Annotated in this window: 15 protein-coding genes; 4 read left to right on the top strand and 11 right to left on the bottom strand. The window is 64.5% G+C overall.

The window, feature by feature from the left end:
- Positions 1–2: 2 nt before the first annotated feature.
- Together WHT83_RS10990 and WHT83_RS10985 are read right to left on the bottom strand one after the other, a co-directional pair.
- Positions 3–929, bottom strand: coding sequence for a histone deacetylase family protein (locus WHT83_RS10990; RefSeq protein ID WP_108608960.1), 927 nt, complete (start codon positions 927–929; stop codon positions 3–5).
- A 115-nt stretch (positions 930–1,044) separates the two neighbouring features.
- On the bottom strand, positions 1,045–1,656 hold the full coding sequence (locus WHT83_RS10985) for a TetR/AcrR family transcriptional regulator (protein ID WP_406873795.1): 612 nt from the start codon (positions 1,654–1,656) through the stop codon (positions 1,045–1,047).
- Between the two features lie 151 nt (positions 1,657–1,807).
- Between WHT83_RS10985 and WHT83_RS10980 the strand changes: the two genes are divergently transcribed.
- Positions 1,808–3,028: an MFS transporter gene (locus WHT83_RS10980; RefSeq protein WP_183263644.1), complete on the top strand. Its 1,221-nt coding sequence runs from the start codon at positions 1,808–1,810 to the stop codon at positions 3,026–3,028.
- 105 nt (positions 3,029–3,133) lie between these two features.
- Positions 3,134–4,348 (top strand): MFS transporter, encoded by a 1,215-nt coding sequence (locus WHT83_RS10975; RefSeq protein ID WP_318762286.1) that lies wholly within the window; start codon positions 3,134–3,136, stop codon positions 4,346–4,348.
- 47 nt (positions 4,349–4,395) lie between these two features.
- Here WHT83_RS10975 and WHT83_RS10970 read toward each other — a convergent pair whose 3' ends face one another.
- From WHT83_RS10970 to aroC, 3 genes are all read right to left on the bottom strand, one after another.
- The gene (locus tag WHT83_RS10970; RefSeq protein WP_183263646.1) at positions 4,396–5,379 is read right to left on the bottom strand and encodes a hypothetical protein; all 984 of its coding nucleotides are present in this window, start codon (positions 5,377–5,379) and stop codon (positions 4,396–4,398) included.
- Between the two features lie 80 nt (positions 5,380–5,459).
- Complete coding sequence (ribB, locus tag WHT83_RS10965; protein ID WP_406873794.1) at positions 5,460–6,557, bottom strand: 3,4-dihydroxy-2-butanone-4-phosphate synthase; 1,098 nt, start codon at positions 6,555–6,557, stop codon at positions 5,460–5,462.
- Between the two features lie 93 nt (positions 6,558–6,650).
- Positions 6,651–7,748 carry a chorismate synthase gene (gene aroC, locus WHT83_RS10960; protein ID WP_406873793.1) on the bottom strand — a complete coding sequence of 366 codons (1,098 nt, stop codon included), beginning with the start codon at positions 7,746–7,748 and terminating at the stop codon, positions 6,651–6,653.
- A 281-nt stretch (positions 7,749–8,029) separates the two neighbouring features.
- Between aroC and WHT83_RS10955 the strand changes: the two genes are divergently transcribed.
- Positions 8,030–8,278: a DUF1344 domain-containing protein gene (locus tag WHT83_RS10955; protein ID WP_108608966.1), complete on the top strand. Its 249-nt coding sequence runs from the start codon at positions 8,030–8,032 to the stop codon at positions 8,276–8,278.
- A 19-nt stretch (positions 8,279–8,297) separates the two neighbouring features.
- On the opposite strand, the gene WHT83_RS10950 is transcribed toward WHT83_RS10955, so the two are convergent.
- The 4 genes from WHT83_RS10950 to WHT83_RS10935 form a co-directional block, all read right to left on the bottom strand.
- Positions 8,298–8,885: a histidine phosphatase family protein gene (locus tag WHT83_RS10950; protein WP_183263648.1), complete on the bottom strand. Its 588-nt coding sequence runs from the start codon at positions 8,883–8,885 to the stop codon at positions 8,298–8,300.
- A 19-nt stretch (positions 8,886–8,904) separates the two neighbouring features.
- A complete protein-coding gene (gene fabI / locus WHT83_RS10945) occupies positions 8,905–9,723 on the bottom strand; it encodes an enoyl-ACP reductase FabI (RefSeq protein WP_108608968.1) in 819 nt (272 codons plus the stop codon).
- 108 nt (positions 9,724–9,831) lie between these two features.
- Positions 9,832–10,773 (bottom strand): DnaJ C-terminal domain-containing protein, encoded by a 942-nt coding sequence (locus WHT83_RS10940; RefSeq protein ID WP_108610010.1) that lies wholly within the window; start codon positions 10,771–10,773, stop codon positions 9,832–9,834.
- A gap of 90 nt (positions 10,774–10,863) precedes the next feature.
- A complete protein-coding gene (locus WHT83_RS10935; RefSeq protein ID WP_318762290.1) occupies positions 10,864–11,328 on the bottom strand; it encodes an RT0821/Lpp0805 family surface protein in 465 nt (154 codons plus the stop codon).
- A gap of 42 nt (positions 11,329–11,370) precedes the next feature.
- Between WHT83_RS10935 and pdxH the strand changes: the two genes are divergently transcribed.
- Positions 11,371–11,988 (top strand): pyridoxamine 5'-phosphate oxidase, encoded by a 618-nt coding sequence (gene pdxH, locus WHT83_RS10930; RefSeq protein WP_183263650.1) that lies wholly within the window; start codon positions 11,371–11,373, stop codon positions 11,986–11,988.
- A gap of 30 nt (positions 11,989–12,018) precedes the next feature.
- Here pdxH and WHT83_RS10925 read toward each other — a convergent pair whose 3' ends face one another.
- Together WHT83_RS10925 and WHT83_RS10920 are read right to left on the bottom strand one after the other, a co-directional pair.
- Positions 12,019–12,771 (bottom strand): crotonase/enoyl-CoA hydratase family protein, encoded by a 753-nt coding sequence (locus tag WHT83_RS10925; protein WP_406873792.1) that lies wholly within the window; start codon positions 12,769–12,771, stop codon positions 12,019–12,021.
- 25 nt (positions 12,772–12,796) lie between these two features.
- Positions 12,797–14,575 carry an acyl-CoA dehydrogenase gene (locus tag WHT83_RS10920; protein ID WP_406873791.1) on the bottom strand — a complete coding sequence of 593 codons (1,779 nt, stop codon included), beginning with the start codon at positions 14,573–14,575 and terminating at the stop codon, positions 12,797–12,799.
- Between the last annotated feature and the right edge of the window lie 61 nt (positions 14,576–14,636).

Raw genomic sequence — 14,636 nt, 5'->3', positions numbered from 1 at the left:
GTTCATCCTTTCATGAGGCGGTTGACATGGGCGGCCACTGAAAAGGCCAGCCCGTGAAGGTCGTAGCCGCCTTCGAGCAGGCTGACGAGGCGATCGGACGAATGGCGCGCGGCGCGGTCCATCAGTTGCCCCGTCGCCCAGTCGAAATCGGCTTCGGTCAGGTTGATCTCGGCCAGCGGGTCGCGGTGATGCGCGTCGAAGCCGGCCGAGATGATGATCAGGTCGGGCGCAAAACTGTCGAGTGCCGGCAGCACGCGCGAGCGGAACGCCTCGCGGAAATGGTCGCTGCCGGTGTCCGGCGACAGCGGCGCGTTGACGATATTGCCAGTGCCGGTCTCGCTCTTGGCCCCAGTGCCGGGAAAAAGCGGCATCTGGTGGGTCGAGCAGTAGAGAACGCTCGGATCGTCCCAAAAGATGTCCTGGGTGCCATTGCCATGGTGCACGTCCCAGTCGACGATCGCCACGCGCTCGGCGCCATGCTTTTTCTGGGCGTGGCGCGCGGCGATGGCCGCGTTGTTGAACAGGCAAAAGCCCATCGCCGTGGTTTTCTCGGCATGATGGCCGGGCGGACGCGAAGCGACGAAGACATTGTCGATCTTCTTGGAGAAGACGTCGTCGACCGCGGCGTTGGCCGCACCAATGGCCGTCAGCGCCGCCTGCCAGCTCTTCGGGCTCAGCACGGTGTCGCCGTCGATCCGCGCCAGCCCCTCCTCCGGCACCTGACGTCGGACGCTGTCGACGAAGGATTCCGGATGCGCATAGAGAATCGTCTGCTCGTCGCCCTCCGGCGCTTCCGCGCGGTCGAGGGTCTCGAATGTCTCGTCTTCGAGTGCGCGCTCGATGGCGCGCAGCCTGTCGGGCCGTTCGGGGTGTCCGGCCGGGGTGAGGTGTTCGAGATAGATCGGGTGGGAATAGAGCCGAGTGGTCATCGCCTCACCTTATCAGCTATGGCTGGCCAGACCACGCGATAGCTGCCGAAGCCTGGGGAAAAATCACGGCGTGATGCCGGTGTCGACCAAGAGGCATATCCGGCCGGGTTAAAGATCAGGCAGCGGACTTGTTGTCCACCAGCAGCCCCTCCATGAGCGTGCGGAACGCCTTCACCGCTTTTGTCGACGTTGCGCCGGGGTCGTCGGAAATGGCGATCCACTGGGCAGCATAGAGCGAAGCGCCGCTGATCAGCCGCGCCATCGCCTCCGGGTCGATGTCGCGTATGACGCCCTCCTCTTTCAGCGCAACGAGATTGCTCGTTATCGAAAGGATACAGGCGTTGGCGTTGGGCCATTGCGCCGGATCGCCAAGGACTGCCGGACCGTCGCGCAGGACGATACGCTGGATTTCCGGTTCCAGAGCCATTTCGACATAGGCGATGTTTTCGTCCACGAAACCCTGCCAGCGTGTCCTGGCCTTGGCCGAGATGGCATTGAGCCGCAACGACATCTCACGGTCGATTTGGGCCACGACGGCTTCGAACAGGCCCTTCTTGTCGCCAAAGTGATGGTAGAGCGCGCCGCGCGTGAGACCGGCTTCGGCGGTGAAGTCGTCCATCGACGCGTTGGCATAGCCCACCGTTGCGAAGGCCCTTCTCGCGGCCGCAATCAGCTTGCCGCGCGTTTCGGCAATCATCTCGCTGCGGGACTTATGCGCAATCTTCATCGCTTCTTCCTGCGGATCCCATTCACATACGTCACGTATATTTTTTACATACGAAGCGTATGGTAATTGACATACGGAGCGTATGCAATTAGCTCTTTCACATACGCCACGTATGTAAGTGGCACGTCCTCGAATTTCCAGGAGTGCTCCGATGCACAATCCGTATGGTGAAATCTTCAGGGTCCCAGGGGCCAAGGGCTTCGCAGCGGCTGCCTTCATCGCCCGCCTGCCGATCGCCATGGCCCCTATCGGCATCGTCGCGATGCTGTCGCAGACGCGCGGCGAATACTGGCTGGCCGGTGCGGTCGCGGCCACCTTCGCCCTGACCAATGCTTTCGCCGCCCCGCAGATCTCGCGCCGAATCGACCGGCTCGGCCAGACTGCGGTGGCTCTCCCCACCACTGTCATCTCCGTCATCGCCTTTGCCGCATTGCTCGTTGCAACCCGCTATGACTGGCCAGCCTGGACGCTGTTCGTCTCGGCTTTCATCGCTGCGGCCATGCCAAGCGTGCCGGCCATGGTGCGCGCCCGCTGGACCGAGATCTTCCGCGACCGCCCCGAACTCAACACCGCCTTCGCCTTTGAATCGGTCGCCGACGAAATGGTCTACATTGCCGGTGCCTCGCTTTCCGTCGGCCTGAGCGTTGCCCTGTTCCCGGAAGCCGGCGTGCTGGCCAGCACGCTCTTCCTGGCGCTGGGCATGGCAGCCTTCATCCTGCAACGGTCGAGCGAGCCCAAGGTCAGGAAGCGGGAACTCGCGAACGGCGGCTCGGCGATCATGCTGCGCCCGGTACAGATCATCACGCTGGCGCTCATTTTCGTTGGCTCGATCTTCGCCACCGCCGAGGTCAGCGCCGTGGCGATCACAAAGGAACTCGGCCAGCCCACTGCCGCCAGCCTCGTCATCGGCGTCTACGCGGCCGGTTCGCTCGTTGTCGGACTGATCGTCGGCGCGCTGAACCTCGAGGTACCGAAACAACGCCTGCTCGCCATCGCGATCGCCGTCGTCGCAGTGACCACGTTGCCTTTGCTGGTCGCCGACACGGTGCCGTTGCTCGCGCTTGCCATTTTCGTCAGCGGCGTGGCGATCTCGCCCACCTTCATCATGGCCTTCGGCCTGATCGAGCGGCGGGTGCCCGAGGCCATGCTGACCGAAGGCATCACCTGGGTGATGGCCGGCATCGGCATCGGCATGGCGCTGGGCGCCTTCGTGGCTGGCTGGGTCGTCGACAATTTCGGCGCGCAGAACGGCTTCTGGGTTTCCGTGGCCGCAGGCACGATCTCATTCGTAGTCGTCCTTCTCGGTCAGAAAGCACTCGCAGGCGAACACGAAGTAGAATTGCCGCGAGCTGCTCCACAAGCAGCGGAATGAGCCGACATTTTCTCAGGCAAGGCCTTTCGACTGCACCAACGAGTCGCCATATCAGGCGGCTCGACTGGCTTTGAAATCTCAGTTATCTCCGCCCCGGTGACATCCATGCGCAATCCATACTCAGAAATCTTCAAGGCGCCGGGCGCCAAGGCGTTCTCGGCCGCCGGCTTCGTCGCGCGCCTGCCGATGTCCATGGTCACGCTCGGCATCGTGACCATGCTGTCCGAAACCCATGGCGAATACTGGCTGGCCGGCGCTGTTGCCGCCGCCTTCGCCCTGTCGAGCGCCGTCGTCGCGCCGCAGGTCGCCAGGCTGATCGACCGCTACGGCCAGGTTCGCATGCTGCTGCCGAGCGCTGCCCTGGCGGTTGCTGCACTGTCCGGACTGATGCTCGCCACGCGCTATGGCGCGCCCAACTGGGTGCTCTTTGTCTTCGCGATTCTCGCAGGCGTCACGCCGATCATGGGCGCGATGGTGCGTGCGCGCTGGACCGAGATCTACCGCGACACACCTCAACTGCACACGGCCTTCGCTTTCGAGTCGATCGTGGACGAAGTCATCTTCATGGCCGGTCCCATCATCGCCATCGGCCTCAGCGTCGGCTTCTTCCCGGAGGCCGGTCCGCTCGTCGCGACCGTGTTGCTGGCTGTGGGCAGCCTGCTGTTCGCCGCCCAACGCTCGACCGAACCGCCTGTGCATGCGCAGGACCGCAGCGACGGCAAGTCGGTGATCCGGCTCGGCCCCGTCCAGATCCTGGTGCTGACCCTGATCGCCATCGGCGCCATCTTCGGCACCGCCGAAGTCACCGCAGTGGCCTTTGCCGAAGCCCAGGGCAACAAGGCGTCCGCCGGCTTTGCGTTGTCCGCCTATGCTGCCGGCTCGCTCATCGCCGGCCTCGTCTTCGGCACCCTGAAGCTCAAGATGCCGCTTGCCCGGCAGCTTTTGATCGCGATCGCACTCGCCGCCCTGACGACGCTGCCGCTGCTGGCCGTCAACAACGTCACGATGCTTTCGATCGTTCTGTTCCTGGCAGGCGTTGCAGTGTCGCCGACCATCATCCTGTCGATGGCGCTGGTCGAGAAGATCGTGCCGTCAGCCAAACTCACCGAGGGCATGACCTGGGCCGTCACCGGCATCAGCATCGGCATGGCCGCAGGCTCGTCGGCCTCCGGCTGGCTCATCGACAACCTCGACCCCAGAAGCGGCTTCATGGTGTCGCTGATCGCAGGCTTTATCGCGCTCGTGATCACCTTCCTCGGTCAGCGGTCGCTGCGGCAATCGGTGCGCATCGCGCCGGCGCTGGCTCAGCCGGCGGAATAAGAAACGTGCGGTCCGCGCGGGCATTGGCCTGCGCGGGCCGGCCCCTTTCAGGTACTGCGTGGCGTGCCGTCCCAGCGCGACGCCTCGCCCGAACCGAAGGCCTTTTCCTTCAACTCGCGGAACTTCGACGACGTCTCCTCCAGCTTGCGGTCCCATTCAGGATTGGGCACCTGGCCCTCGATGACCCTGAAATAGACCTGCATCAGCGAGGCCACGGCGAATGGCTCGATCAGCGCGGACTTGAACGCCCAGGCAAAGACGATCGCCAGCACGAAGGCCCAGCCGCCAAGCTGGCCCGGCATGAAGTAGAGGATGGCACCTGCCGGCGCGAGCATGAACAGGAAGATCAGCAGCGACACGCCCCAGACGACGAGCGACAGCCAGACGGCGTTCTTGACCATGGTCTTGCCGTTCTGCGCATAGAGCACCACGCCCTGGCGCGCGCTCTGCCACGGCGAAGTGCTGCCGATGCGGATGTTGTAGCCGAGGATGATCTCGTCGACATAGGTCAGCGACATGCGGATGACGGTATTGATGAACCTGACCACCCCGTCGAGACCCGGGATCGGCAAGAAGGCGGCGATGCCGCCGATCAGGCCGGTGATCGTGCGGATCACGCCCTTCACCAGCTGGTCGAGCACAAACAGGATGCTCGCCTCGCTGAAGCGCTCGTTGACGACCTCGCGGGCGTAGGCGATCTGGCCCTGGCCGCCGGGTATGTCGCGCCCGTCGATGAGATGGACCATCACGGCGATGTGGCCCGCCTTGACGATGTAGAGGATGTATTCGCGGATCCAGTAGACTGCGACCGACACCACGCCGAAGCCGGCGATGCCGCCCCACAGGGCGAACGAAACCGGCCCGTCAGGGTCGGTCGCGATATGGCCGACCCCGTAGCCCACGCCGGCGCCCGCCCCCATCGCCACGATGTAGGCGAGCGTGATGCCGAAATAGACGACCATGCGCAGCACGATGAACGGCCAGGTGCGCGCCATGATCGCCAGGCTCTGGCCTATGCTGAAATCCCACATACCCGACTCTCCCCAAAGAGATGGACAGGAGGATGCGCCGCAGCCGGCGGATGTCAATCACCCCCTCAAAGGGGTGAAAATCAGCGGATTTCGGTCTTGGCGATGCGGATGCCAAAACCTTCGAGGCCGACATAGTGGCGTTCGCGCGAGGCAACCAGGTTGATCGAGGAGATGCCGAGATCCTTCAGAATCTGGGCACCGAGGCCAATCTGGCGCCATTCGTCCTCGCGATGGCGAGCCTCTTCATGATCCTCGCGTTCGGCCGAAGGCCGGTTGCGGCCGAGATTGGAAACGCCAACCGACCCTTCGCGCAGATAGACGATGACGCCGCGCTTGCACTCGCCGAAGGTCTTCATGATGTCGCCAAGGCGGTTGCTGGTGCCGAACACGTCGGTCACCACGTCCTCGGTGTGCAGGCGCACCGGCACTTCCTCGCCGTCGCGGATGTCACCGAAGACGATCGCGAGGTGGTGCATGACGTCCCACGGCAGCGTGTAGGTGATGGCCTTGGCCGTGCCGGCCGGGGTCTCGATGTCGAAAGTATCGACGCGCTCGATCAGCGTCTCCTGGCGCTGGCGGTAGGCGATGAGATCGGCGACCGAAACCTGCTTGAGGCCATTCCTCTCGGCAAAGGAGGCAACTTGCGGGCCGCGCATGACGGTACCGTCGTCGTTCACCAGTTCGGAAATGACACCTACCGGCGGCAGGCCGGCGAGCTTGCACAGGTCGACGGCAGCCTCGGTATGGCCCGAGCGCATCAGGACGCCGCCTTCGCGGGCGATCAGCGGGAAGATGTGGCCCGGGCGGACGAAGTCGGAGCCGCCGACATTGCCGTTGGCGAGGTTGCGCACGGTCAGCGTGCGATCCTCGGCCGAGATGCCGGTCGTGGTGCCATGCTTGAAGTCGACGCTGACGGTGAAGGCCGTGGTGTGCGCGGAATCGTTGTCGGCGACCATCGGCGTCAGGTTGAGCCGCCTCGCATCTTCCTTCAGCATTGGCGTGCAGACGATGCCGGAGGTATGGCGGACGATGAAGGCCATCTTCTCGGCCGTGCAATGGACGGCGGCGACAATCAGGTCGCCTTCGTTCTCGCGCCCGTCATCGTCCATGACGACCACGATCTCACCGCGCTCGAAGGCTCTCAGCGCTTCGACAACTTTCTTCTGATCGTATGGCATGTGTGCTCGCTTCGCTCGTTCTGGCGAATAGGAAATAGTGAGTAGCGAATAGAGGGAAACCGTACCATTCGCTACTCACTATTCCCTATTCGCTCATCTTCCCGTCTGTCCACGATGGCGCAGATAATGGTCTGCAATGGCGCAGGCGACCATCGCCTCGCCGATCGGTACGGCGCGGATGCCGACGCACGGATCGTGCCGGCCCTTGGTCATCACGTCGACGTCCTTGCCATCCTTGTCGATCGACTTGCGCGACGTCAGGATCGACGAGGTCGGCTTGACGGCGAAACGCGCAATCACCGCCTGCCCCGTCGAGATGCCGCCCAGTATACCGCCGGCGTGGTTCGACAGGAATATCGGCTGGCCGTCATTGCCCATGCGCATCTCGTCGGCGTTCTCTTCGCCGGTGATGCGCGCGGCTTCGAAGCCGTTGCCGATCTCGACGCCCTTGACGGCGTTGATCGACATCAGGTTGGAGGCGATGTCCTGGTCTAACTTGCCGTAGATCGGCGCACCAAGCCCCGCAGGCACGCCCTCGGCGACGATCTCGATCACCGCGCCGACGGAGGAACCCGACTTGCGGATGCCGTCGAGATAGTCGGCGAAGCCCTGGACCGAAGCCGCATCCGGGGTGAAGAACGGGTTCTCGGCGCTGCCGATGAAGTCCCAGTCCCAGTTGGCCCGGTTGATCGACTTCGTGCCCATCGACACCAGCGCGCCGCGCACGACCAGCCCCGGCACCACCTTGCGGGCGATGGCACCGGCGGCCACGCGTGCCGCCGTTTCGCGCGCCGACGAGCGTCCGCCGCCGCGATGGTCGCGCAGGCCATATTTGACGTCGTAGGTGTAGTCGGCGTGGCCCGGGCGATACTGCCGGGCAATCTCGCCATAATCCTTGGAGCGCTGGTCGACGTTCTCGATCATCATCGAGATCGGCGTGCCGGTCGAAATCAGCGTCTCGCCGTCCTCGTCAAGGATCACGCCCGACAGCACCTTGACCTCGTCGGGCTCGCGGCGCTGAGTGACGAAGCGCGACTGACCGGGCTTGCGCTTGTCGAGCTCGTCCTGGATGTCCTTCAACGTGAAGCGAATGCCGGGCGGGCAGCCGTCGACAACGCAGCCAAGCGCCGGCCCATGGCTCTCGCCCCAGGTGGTGACGCGAAACAGATGGCCGAAGGTGTTATGCGACATGCAAGAGCCCTTTCCGGGGGGTATGGGGCCTTCTAGCGCATGCCCCCGAAAAGTAAAATTCCTTTTCGGAAAGGACCATGCGCCAACTCCCGGGAATGGCGCATCCTTGCGCCTCCGCAACGACACATGGGGTGCAATTGCCTTTTTAGCGGTGGTCAAACCGTGATCGAAGGCGATTTAGTTTTGACACATTCGGTTGGTTTCTGCTTCCCTCCGACCGCCCGTAAATCGTCGCCTTTCGGGGGAGAGGCGTGAAAGAACGTAAAAGAAAGAGGACGATAATGCGTACCCTTATTGGCGCTGTTGCCGCCGTTCTGATGATCACCGGTGCCGCGCTGGCCGCAGAGGCCGAAGGTCAGGTCAAGTCGGTCGACAAGGACAAGTCGGTCATCACGCTCGACAACGGCAAATCCTACAAGCTTCCGGGCGAGTTCGATGTCGACAACATCAAGCCCGGCATGGAAATCCTGCTGGCCTATGATGTGGTCGAGGGCGAGAACCTGATCACCGACATGGAACTGCCGCAGTAGGCACCGAAATATCCGGCCGCTAGATCCAGTCCAGGCGGCCGCCTTCCAGTTTCAGCACGCGGTCCTGGGGAACCTCCAGGGCCGCGGCTCTGTTTTTGGGCAGGTCTTCGACAAGGCGGAAGATGGCGCGGATGACGCCGCCGTGGGTGACGCATACCGTCGGCTGCACGACCTCCGCCAACCACGGGCGGATACGGGCGGTGAGCATCTCGTAGCTCTCCGCATCCTTGCCGGGCGGCACGAAATCCCACTTGTCGTGCAGGCGCGCCGTGCTGGCGCCGGGCTGGCGTTCCTCGAGTTCGGGGAAGGTGAAGCCCTGCCAGTCGCCGAAGTTCACCTCGACCAGGCGGCTGTCGGTGCGATAAGCCGAGGGATCGAGCCCCATCGCCTTGCGCGCGCGCTCCATAGTCTCGCGGGTTCGCCGCATCGGGCTGGCCACGAAATCGAAAGTCTCCGGATCGGCAATGAGCTCAGCGAGCCGGCGGCCATTGCGGTCGGCCTGTTCCCGTCCGAGCGCATTGATGTCGGTGTCGGCCTGGCCCTGCAGGCGCTGCTCGGCGTTCCAGGGCGTCTGGCCGTGGCGCACGAAATAGGTGAGCGGGGTCATGTCAGGCTGATGCGGGATGTCAGTCCTTGACGGCTGCGATATCGGGCGCATCGACCGCCTTCATGCCGACGACATGATAACCGGAATCGACGTGATGCACCTCGCCGGTGACGCCGCGCGACAGGTCGGACAGGAAATACAGGCCGGAATCGCCGACTTCCTCGATGGAGACGGTACGGCGCAGCGGGGCGTTGTACTCGTTCCACTTCAGAATGTAGCGGAAGTCGTCGATGCCCGAGGCAGCCAACGTCTTGATCGGGCCGGCGGAGATCGCGTTGACGCGGATCTTCTTCGGGCCGAGGTCGACGGCGAGATACTTCACGCTCGCCTCGAGCGCTGCCTTGGCGACGCCCATGACGTTGTAGTTCGGCATCACCTTCTCGGCGCCGTAATAGGTCATGGTCAAAAGCGAGCCGCCATCGGTCATCAGCTTCTCGGCGCGCTGGGCGACCGCCGTGAAGGAATAGACCGAGATATCCATGGTCTTCAGGAAGTTGCCATGGCTGGTGTCGACATAGCGGCCGGTGAGTTCGTCCTTGTCGGAGAAGCCGATGGCGTGGACGACGAAGTCGAGCTTGCCCCACTTCTTCTCCAGCGTCTCGAAGCAGGCGTCGATGGTCGCCATGTCGGTGACATCGCAATGGCCGCAGACGAAGGCACCGATTTCGGCGGCCAGCGGCTCGACGCGCTTCTTCAGAGCGTCGCCCTGATAGGTGAAGGCGAGTTCGGCGCCCTGGTCGGCGCAGGCCTTGGCAATGCCCCAGGCGATCGATCTGTTGTTGGCGACGCCGAGAATAAGGCCGCGCTTGCCGGCCATCAGGCCCTGTCCACCCGCCATATGAGCGCTCTCCGATGCAAGAATTGTTTGGGAGAGCCTATCGCATAGGCAACTCATGCCTTCAAGCATTGATACGCCGATGGCCGGCGACGTCGCGCCGGCCGGCTGTCAGCCGTTGGACTTGCGCATCAGCTCTTCGAGCGCGGCATCGCCGCCCTCGGGCAGCATGACGCGAACATGGACATAGAGGTCGCCATGGCCGCCGGCCTTTTCAGGCAGACCACGCCCTTTGATGCGCAGGACCTTGTCCGAGCTCGACCAGGCCGGCACGTTGACGGCAAGCCGCCCGGCCGGTGTTTCCACCGCAAGCTTGGCGCCGAGCACGGCATCGCGCAGCGGCACCGGCAGGTCGGCATGAAGGTCCCTGCCCTCGACGCGATAGCGCGGATGGCGGCGGAACCTGATCTTGACGAGTGCATCGCCCGCGCCGCCAAGGCCCTGCTCGCCCTGGCCCTTGAGCCTGATGGTCTGGCCGTCCTCGACATACTCCGGCAGCTTGACGGCCATCTTGCGTCCGTCAGGAAACATCGCCGCGACCTTGGGCGCAGTCGCAGCTTCCTCGATGGTCACGTCGAGCGTGACATTGACGTCGGCACCGGGCTGAGCGCGCTGGCCGCCCCCCATGCCGGCGCCCGCACCTGCTCCCGGGCCGCGCTGGCTGAAGGAATCGCCGAAAATCTGGCTGAAGATGTCGCCGGCGTCGAAGGATGCGCCGCCGGGACCGCCGGAACGGAATTCGAAGCGCGAGCCGCCAGGCCCGGCCTGCTGACGGCGGAAGCCGCCGAACGGATCGCCACCCGCAGCACCTTCGAAGCCATGGAAGCGCTGCTTGCCATCGGCATCGATCTCGCCGCGGTCGAACGCGCCCTTCTTCTTCTCGTCGCCGAGAATCTCGTAGGCCTGGTTGGCGGCGGCAAAGCGTTCCTTCGCCTTGGGATCATCGGGATTCTGGTCCGGATGATGCTTCTTGGCGAGCTTGCGGTAGGCCGCTTTTATGTCCTTGGCCGAGGCGTTCTTGGCAACGCCCAGCACCTCATAGGGGTCGCGCATGCGCAGTTCCACAACAGAGAAAAAGGGTTGGTTCCCTCCTATATGCGCTTGGCTAGGAAGAAATTCCAGAGGCAGGGATGCCGCAATGCGTCAGGCGGGCTCGAATGCCACCATCTGCCAAGCCCCGGCACCGGCGGCGCACACTTCGCCCTTGAACAGGCTGACGCCGTCGAAGCTTTCGCGCGAGGCGGCAAATTGCCGGCACAACACGCCACGTCCGGTGCTTTCCACCAGCGCGCTGATCGCACCGCGAGATCCGGTCTCCGTATTGGCCCAGGGAATCGCCTGCCCTTGCAGGCCTTCGACATCGGCGGAAGAGACGGCGTTGCGGATCGTCGCCTCGTCGGACAGCCGATTCGCATCGCTGCTCCGGTTGGCGTCGTCCGGAACCTTGCTGGTCAGCAGCGTGCGGTCCACCTCGGCCTTCTCCAGGCTGAAGCCGCCAACGCCACAGGCGCTGATCGTCGTCAGGCTAAGCAGCAGCACCACCTTGAAGGATCGGAACCCGAATTGTGGGAGGCAATGGCCCTCAAAGGCTTGCGCGAAGCGCGACAATAGGCATTCTCCCGGTCGTAAATGGCAGGTCGAGTAAGAGCTATGACGGACACTGAGTTAACAAGCGGTGACTTCACCGAGAGCGCCGAGCCTTATCGGCTGTTTGCAGCCTGGCTGAAGGACGCAACGGCCAGCGAGCCGAACGATCCCAACGCGGTGGCACTGGCAACCGTCGACACCGACGGGCTGCCGGACGTGCGCATGGTGCTGCTCAAGGGCTTCGACGAACATGGCTTCGTCTTCTACACCAACTTCGAGAGCGCCAAGGGCCGCGAGATACTGGCGACGATGAAGGCAGCCATGTGCTTCCACTGGAAATCGCTGCGGCGCCAGGTCCGGGTGCGCGGCCCGGTGGAGATCGTCAGCGATGCCGAGGCCAACGAGTATTTCGCCACCCGTCCGCGTGGCAGCCGCATCGGCGCCTGGGCGTCGAAGCAGTCGCGCCCGCTTGAAAGCCGTTTCGCGCTGGAGAAGGCGGTCGCCGAGTACACCGCGCGCCACGCCATCGGCGAAATCCCGCGCCCGGCGCACTGGTCAGGCTTCCGCATCGTGCCGAGCCAGATCGAGTTCTGGCACGACCGTCCGTTCCGGCTGCATGACCGCGTCGTCTTCACCCGTGCTGCCGACGGCGGCTGGGACAAGGACAGGCTGTATCCGTAAGCCCTTCACCCTCCCCGGGGAGGGTGAAAATCAGCCCTTCTTCCGCGTCATGAAGGCGACGAGCGCGGCGCGCGCCTCGTCGGATTTGAGCCGGGCACGGAAGTGCTCGCCTTCCACCTTGATGCGGGCGACGAGCTCCGAGCGGTCGCCGCGCATCAGGTCGCGGGCGATCTTCAGTGCTTCCGGCGGCTTGGTCGCGATTTCACAGGCAGCCGCAAGCGTTGCAGCCTCCAGCTCGTCTTCAGCCACGACTTTGTAGATCAGCCCCGCAGCGAGCGCCCGTTCCGCCGGGAACCCCTCGCCCAGGCCGAGCAGCGCAAAGGCGCCCTGGCGCCCAAGCACCTGCGGCGCAAGCAGGCTGGACCCCGCCTCCGGCACCAGTCCCAGGTCGACGAAGGGAGTGCGGAACACGGTACGCGGCGTGGCGAAGGTCAGGTCGCAATGCAGGTTGATGGTTGTGCCGATGCCGACGGCGATGCCGTCGACGCCCGAAACCACCGGCTTTTCGGTCCTGGCCAGGGCAAGCAGGAAATCCCAAACCTCGCCGCCGCCTTCGCCACCCGTGGCGATCGTCATGAAGTCGGCGAGGTCGTTGCCGGCCGAGAACGCGCCCGGCACGCCGAGGAAGACATGGACGCGCACTGCCGGATCGGCATCGCCGGCGGCAAGTGCCGCCGCCATCTCGGCATACATGGCTCGGGTGATCGCGTTCTTCTTGTCCGGACGGTTCATCCGGATGGTCTGCACGGCATCCTGCCGTTCGATGATAATGTGGTCGCTCACGTCAGACTGTTCCTCGTCCCATAATTCATGCCGAAAGCAGCGCCTTGGCGGCTTCGCGCAGGCTTGCCGCGCCGCCGGTGACGCGGTCCTTGAGAGCCGCCGTCTCGCCGAGCAGGTTCTCGGCAAAGAACCGGCACAATGCCACGCGCCCGGCATCGCCATCGGCAAGGGCCGCGCGTGCCAGATAGGCGCCGCCGGCAGCCAGCGCGAACAGCCGGAGATAGGGCGTGGCACCGGCCAGGGCGTCGTCCGTCCTGCCGTCCTCGAGCAGCTTCTGCAGGAAGCGCGTGGTCTGCTGCAGGTCGTCCAGCGCCTGCTCCAGGCAGATGGCGCTGCGGCCGTAGTCCTCGCTGTTCAGCGCCGCGACCGCATTGGCCACCGCGTCGAGTTCGCCGATGTAGTCAAAGACATGGTCGCCATTGCCCAGCGGCAGCTTGCGGATGACGAGGTCGATCGCCTGGATGCCGTTGGTGCCTTCGTAGATCGGGGCGATGCGGGCATCGCGCAGCAGGCGCGCCGCACCCGTCTCCTCGATGAAGCCCATGCCGCCATGCACCTGCACGCCGAGCGAGGCCACATCGACGCCGACGTCGGTTGGGAAGGCTTTCGCGACCGGGGTCAACAGATTGGCGCGGTCCTGCCAGTGCGCCTTGGCCGAACCTTCCGAAACCCGCGCCATGTCTATGGCATAGGCACAGGAATAGGCGATGGCCCGCGCGCTTTGCGTCAGCGCCTTCATGGTCAACAGGTTGCGCTGCACGTCGGGGTGATGGACGATCGGCGCCATGCCCTCGCCGGTGTAGCCGGATGCCTTGCCCTGCCGGCGGTCGTTGGCATAGGCGAGCGCCTTCTGGAAGGCCGTCTCGGCCACCGCCACGCCCTGCATGCCGACGGCGAGGCGGGCGTTGTTCATCATGGTGAACATGCAGGCAAGGCCCCGGTTTTCCTCGCCGATCAGCCAACCGACCGCACCCGGCTCGCGGTCCTTGGCAAAGCCGTCGCCATAGATCATCGTGCAGGTCGGCGAGGCGTGGATGCCGAGCTTCTCCTCGAGCCCCGAGCAGAACACGTCGTTGCGTGCACCTGGCGTGCCGTCGTCGTTGAGCAGGAACTTTGGCACGAGGAACAGTGAGATGCCGCGCGTGCCGGCCGGCGCATCGGGCAGGCGCGCCAGAACCAGGTGCACGATGTTGTCGGTCAGGTCGTGCTCGCCATAGGTGATGAAAATTTTCTGGCCGAAGATGCGGTAGGTGCCATCGCCGGCGCGCTCGGCACGGGTGCGCAGCGCTGCCAGATCCGACCCGGCCTGCGGCTCGGTCAGGTTCATGGTGCCCATCCACTCGCCCGAGACGAGCTTTGCCAGATAGGCCGCCTGCAGTTCCTCCGATGCGTGTTTCTCCAGCGCCTCGACCGCGCCCATCGACAGCGTCGGGCCGATACCGAAGGCCATCGAGGCCGAATTCCACATTTCAAGCGCCGCGACCCCGATCATCGTCGGCAGGCCCTGGCCGCCGAACGCCTCGGGACCGTTGAGGCTGTTCCAGCCGCCCTCGGCCCAGTGCTTGTAGACGGCCTTCCAGCCGGGTGGCGTGGTCACGGCCGCGTCCTTGAGCTTTGCCCCCACCTTGTCGCCGATCTCGTAGAGCGGGGCCACCTCTTCGCTGGCGAAGCGACCGGCCTCACCCAGGATGGCGTCGACCAGATCTTCGCCGAGGTCGCCGAAGGTTCCCGCATCGAGCGCCGCCTTCAGCCCCGCGACGTGCTTCAACGCAAAGGCAATCTCTTCCACCGGGGCGCGATACATGACACTTCCTCCTGGTCATCCCACGCGGCCCGTCGGCCGCCTTGCGCGACACACTATCCGC

It is taken from the genome of Aminobacter sp. P9b (assembly GCF_045345995.1).
Classification (GTDB): domain Bacteria; phylum Pseudomonadota; class Alphaproteobacteria; order Rhizobiales; family Rhizobiaceae; genus Aminobacter; species Aminobacter niigataensis.
This window is presented reverse-complemented; position numbering and strand designations above follow the sequence as displayed.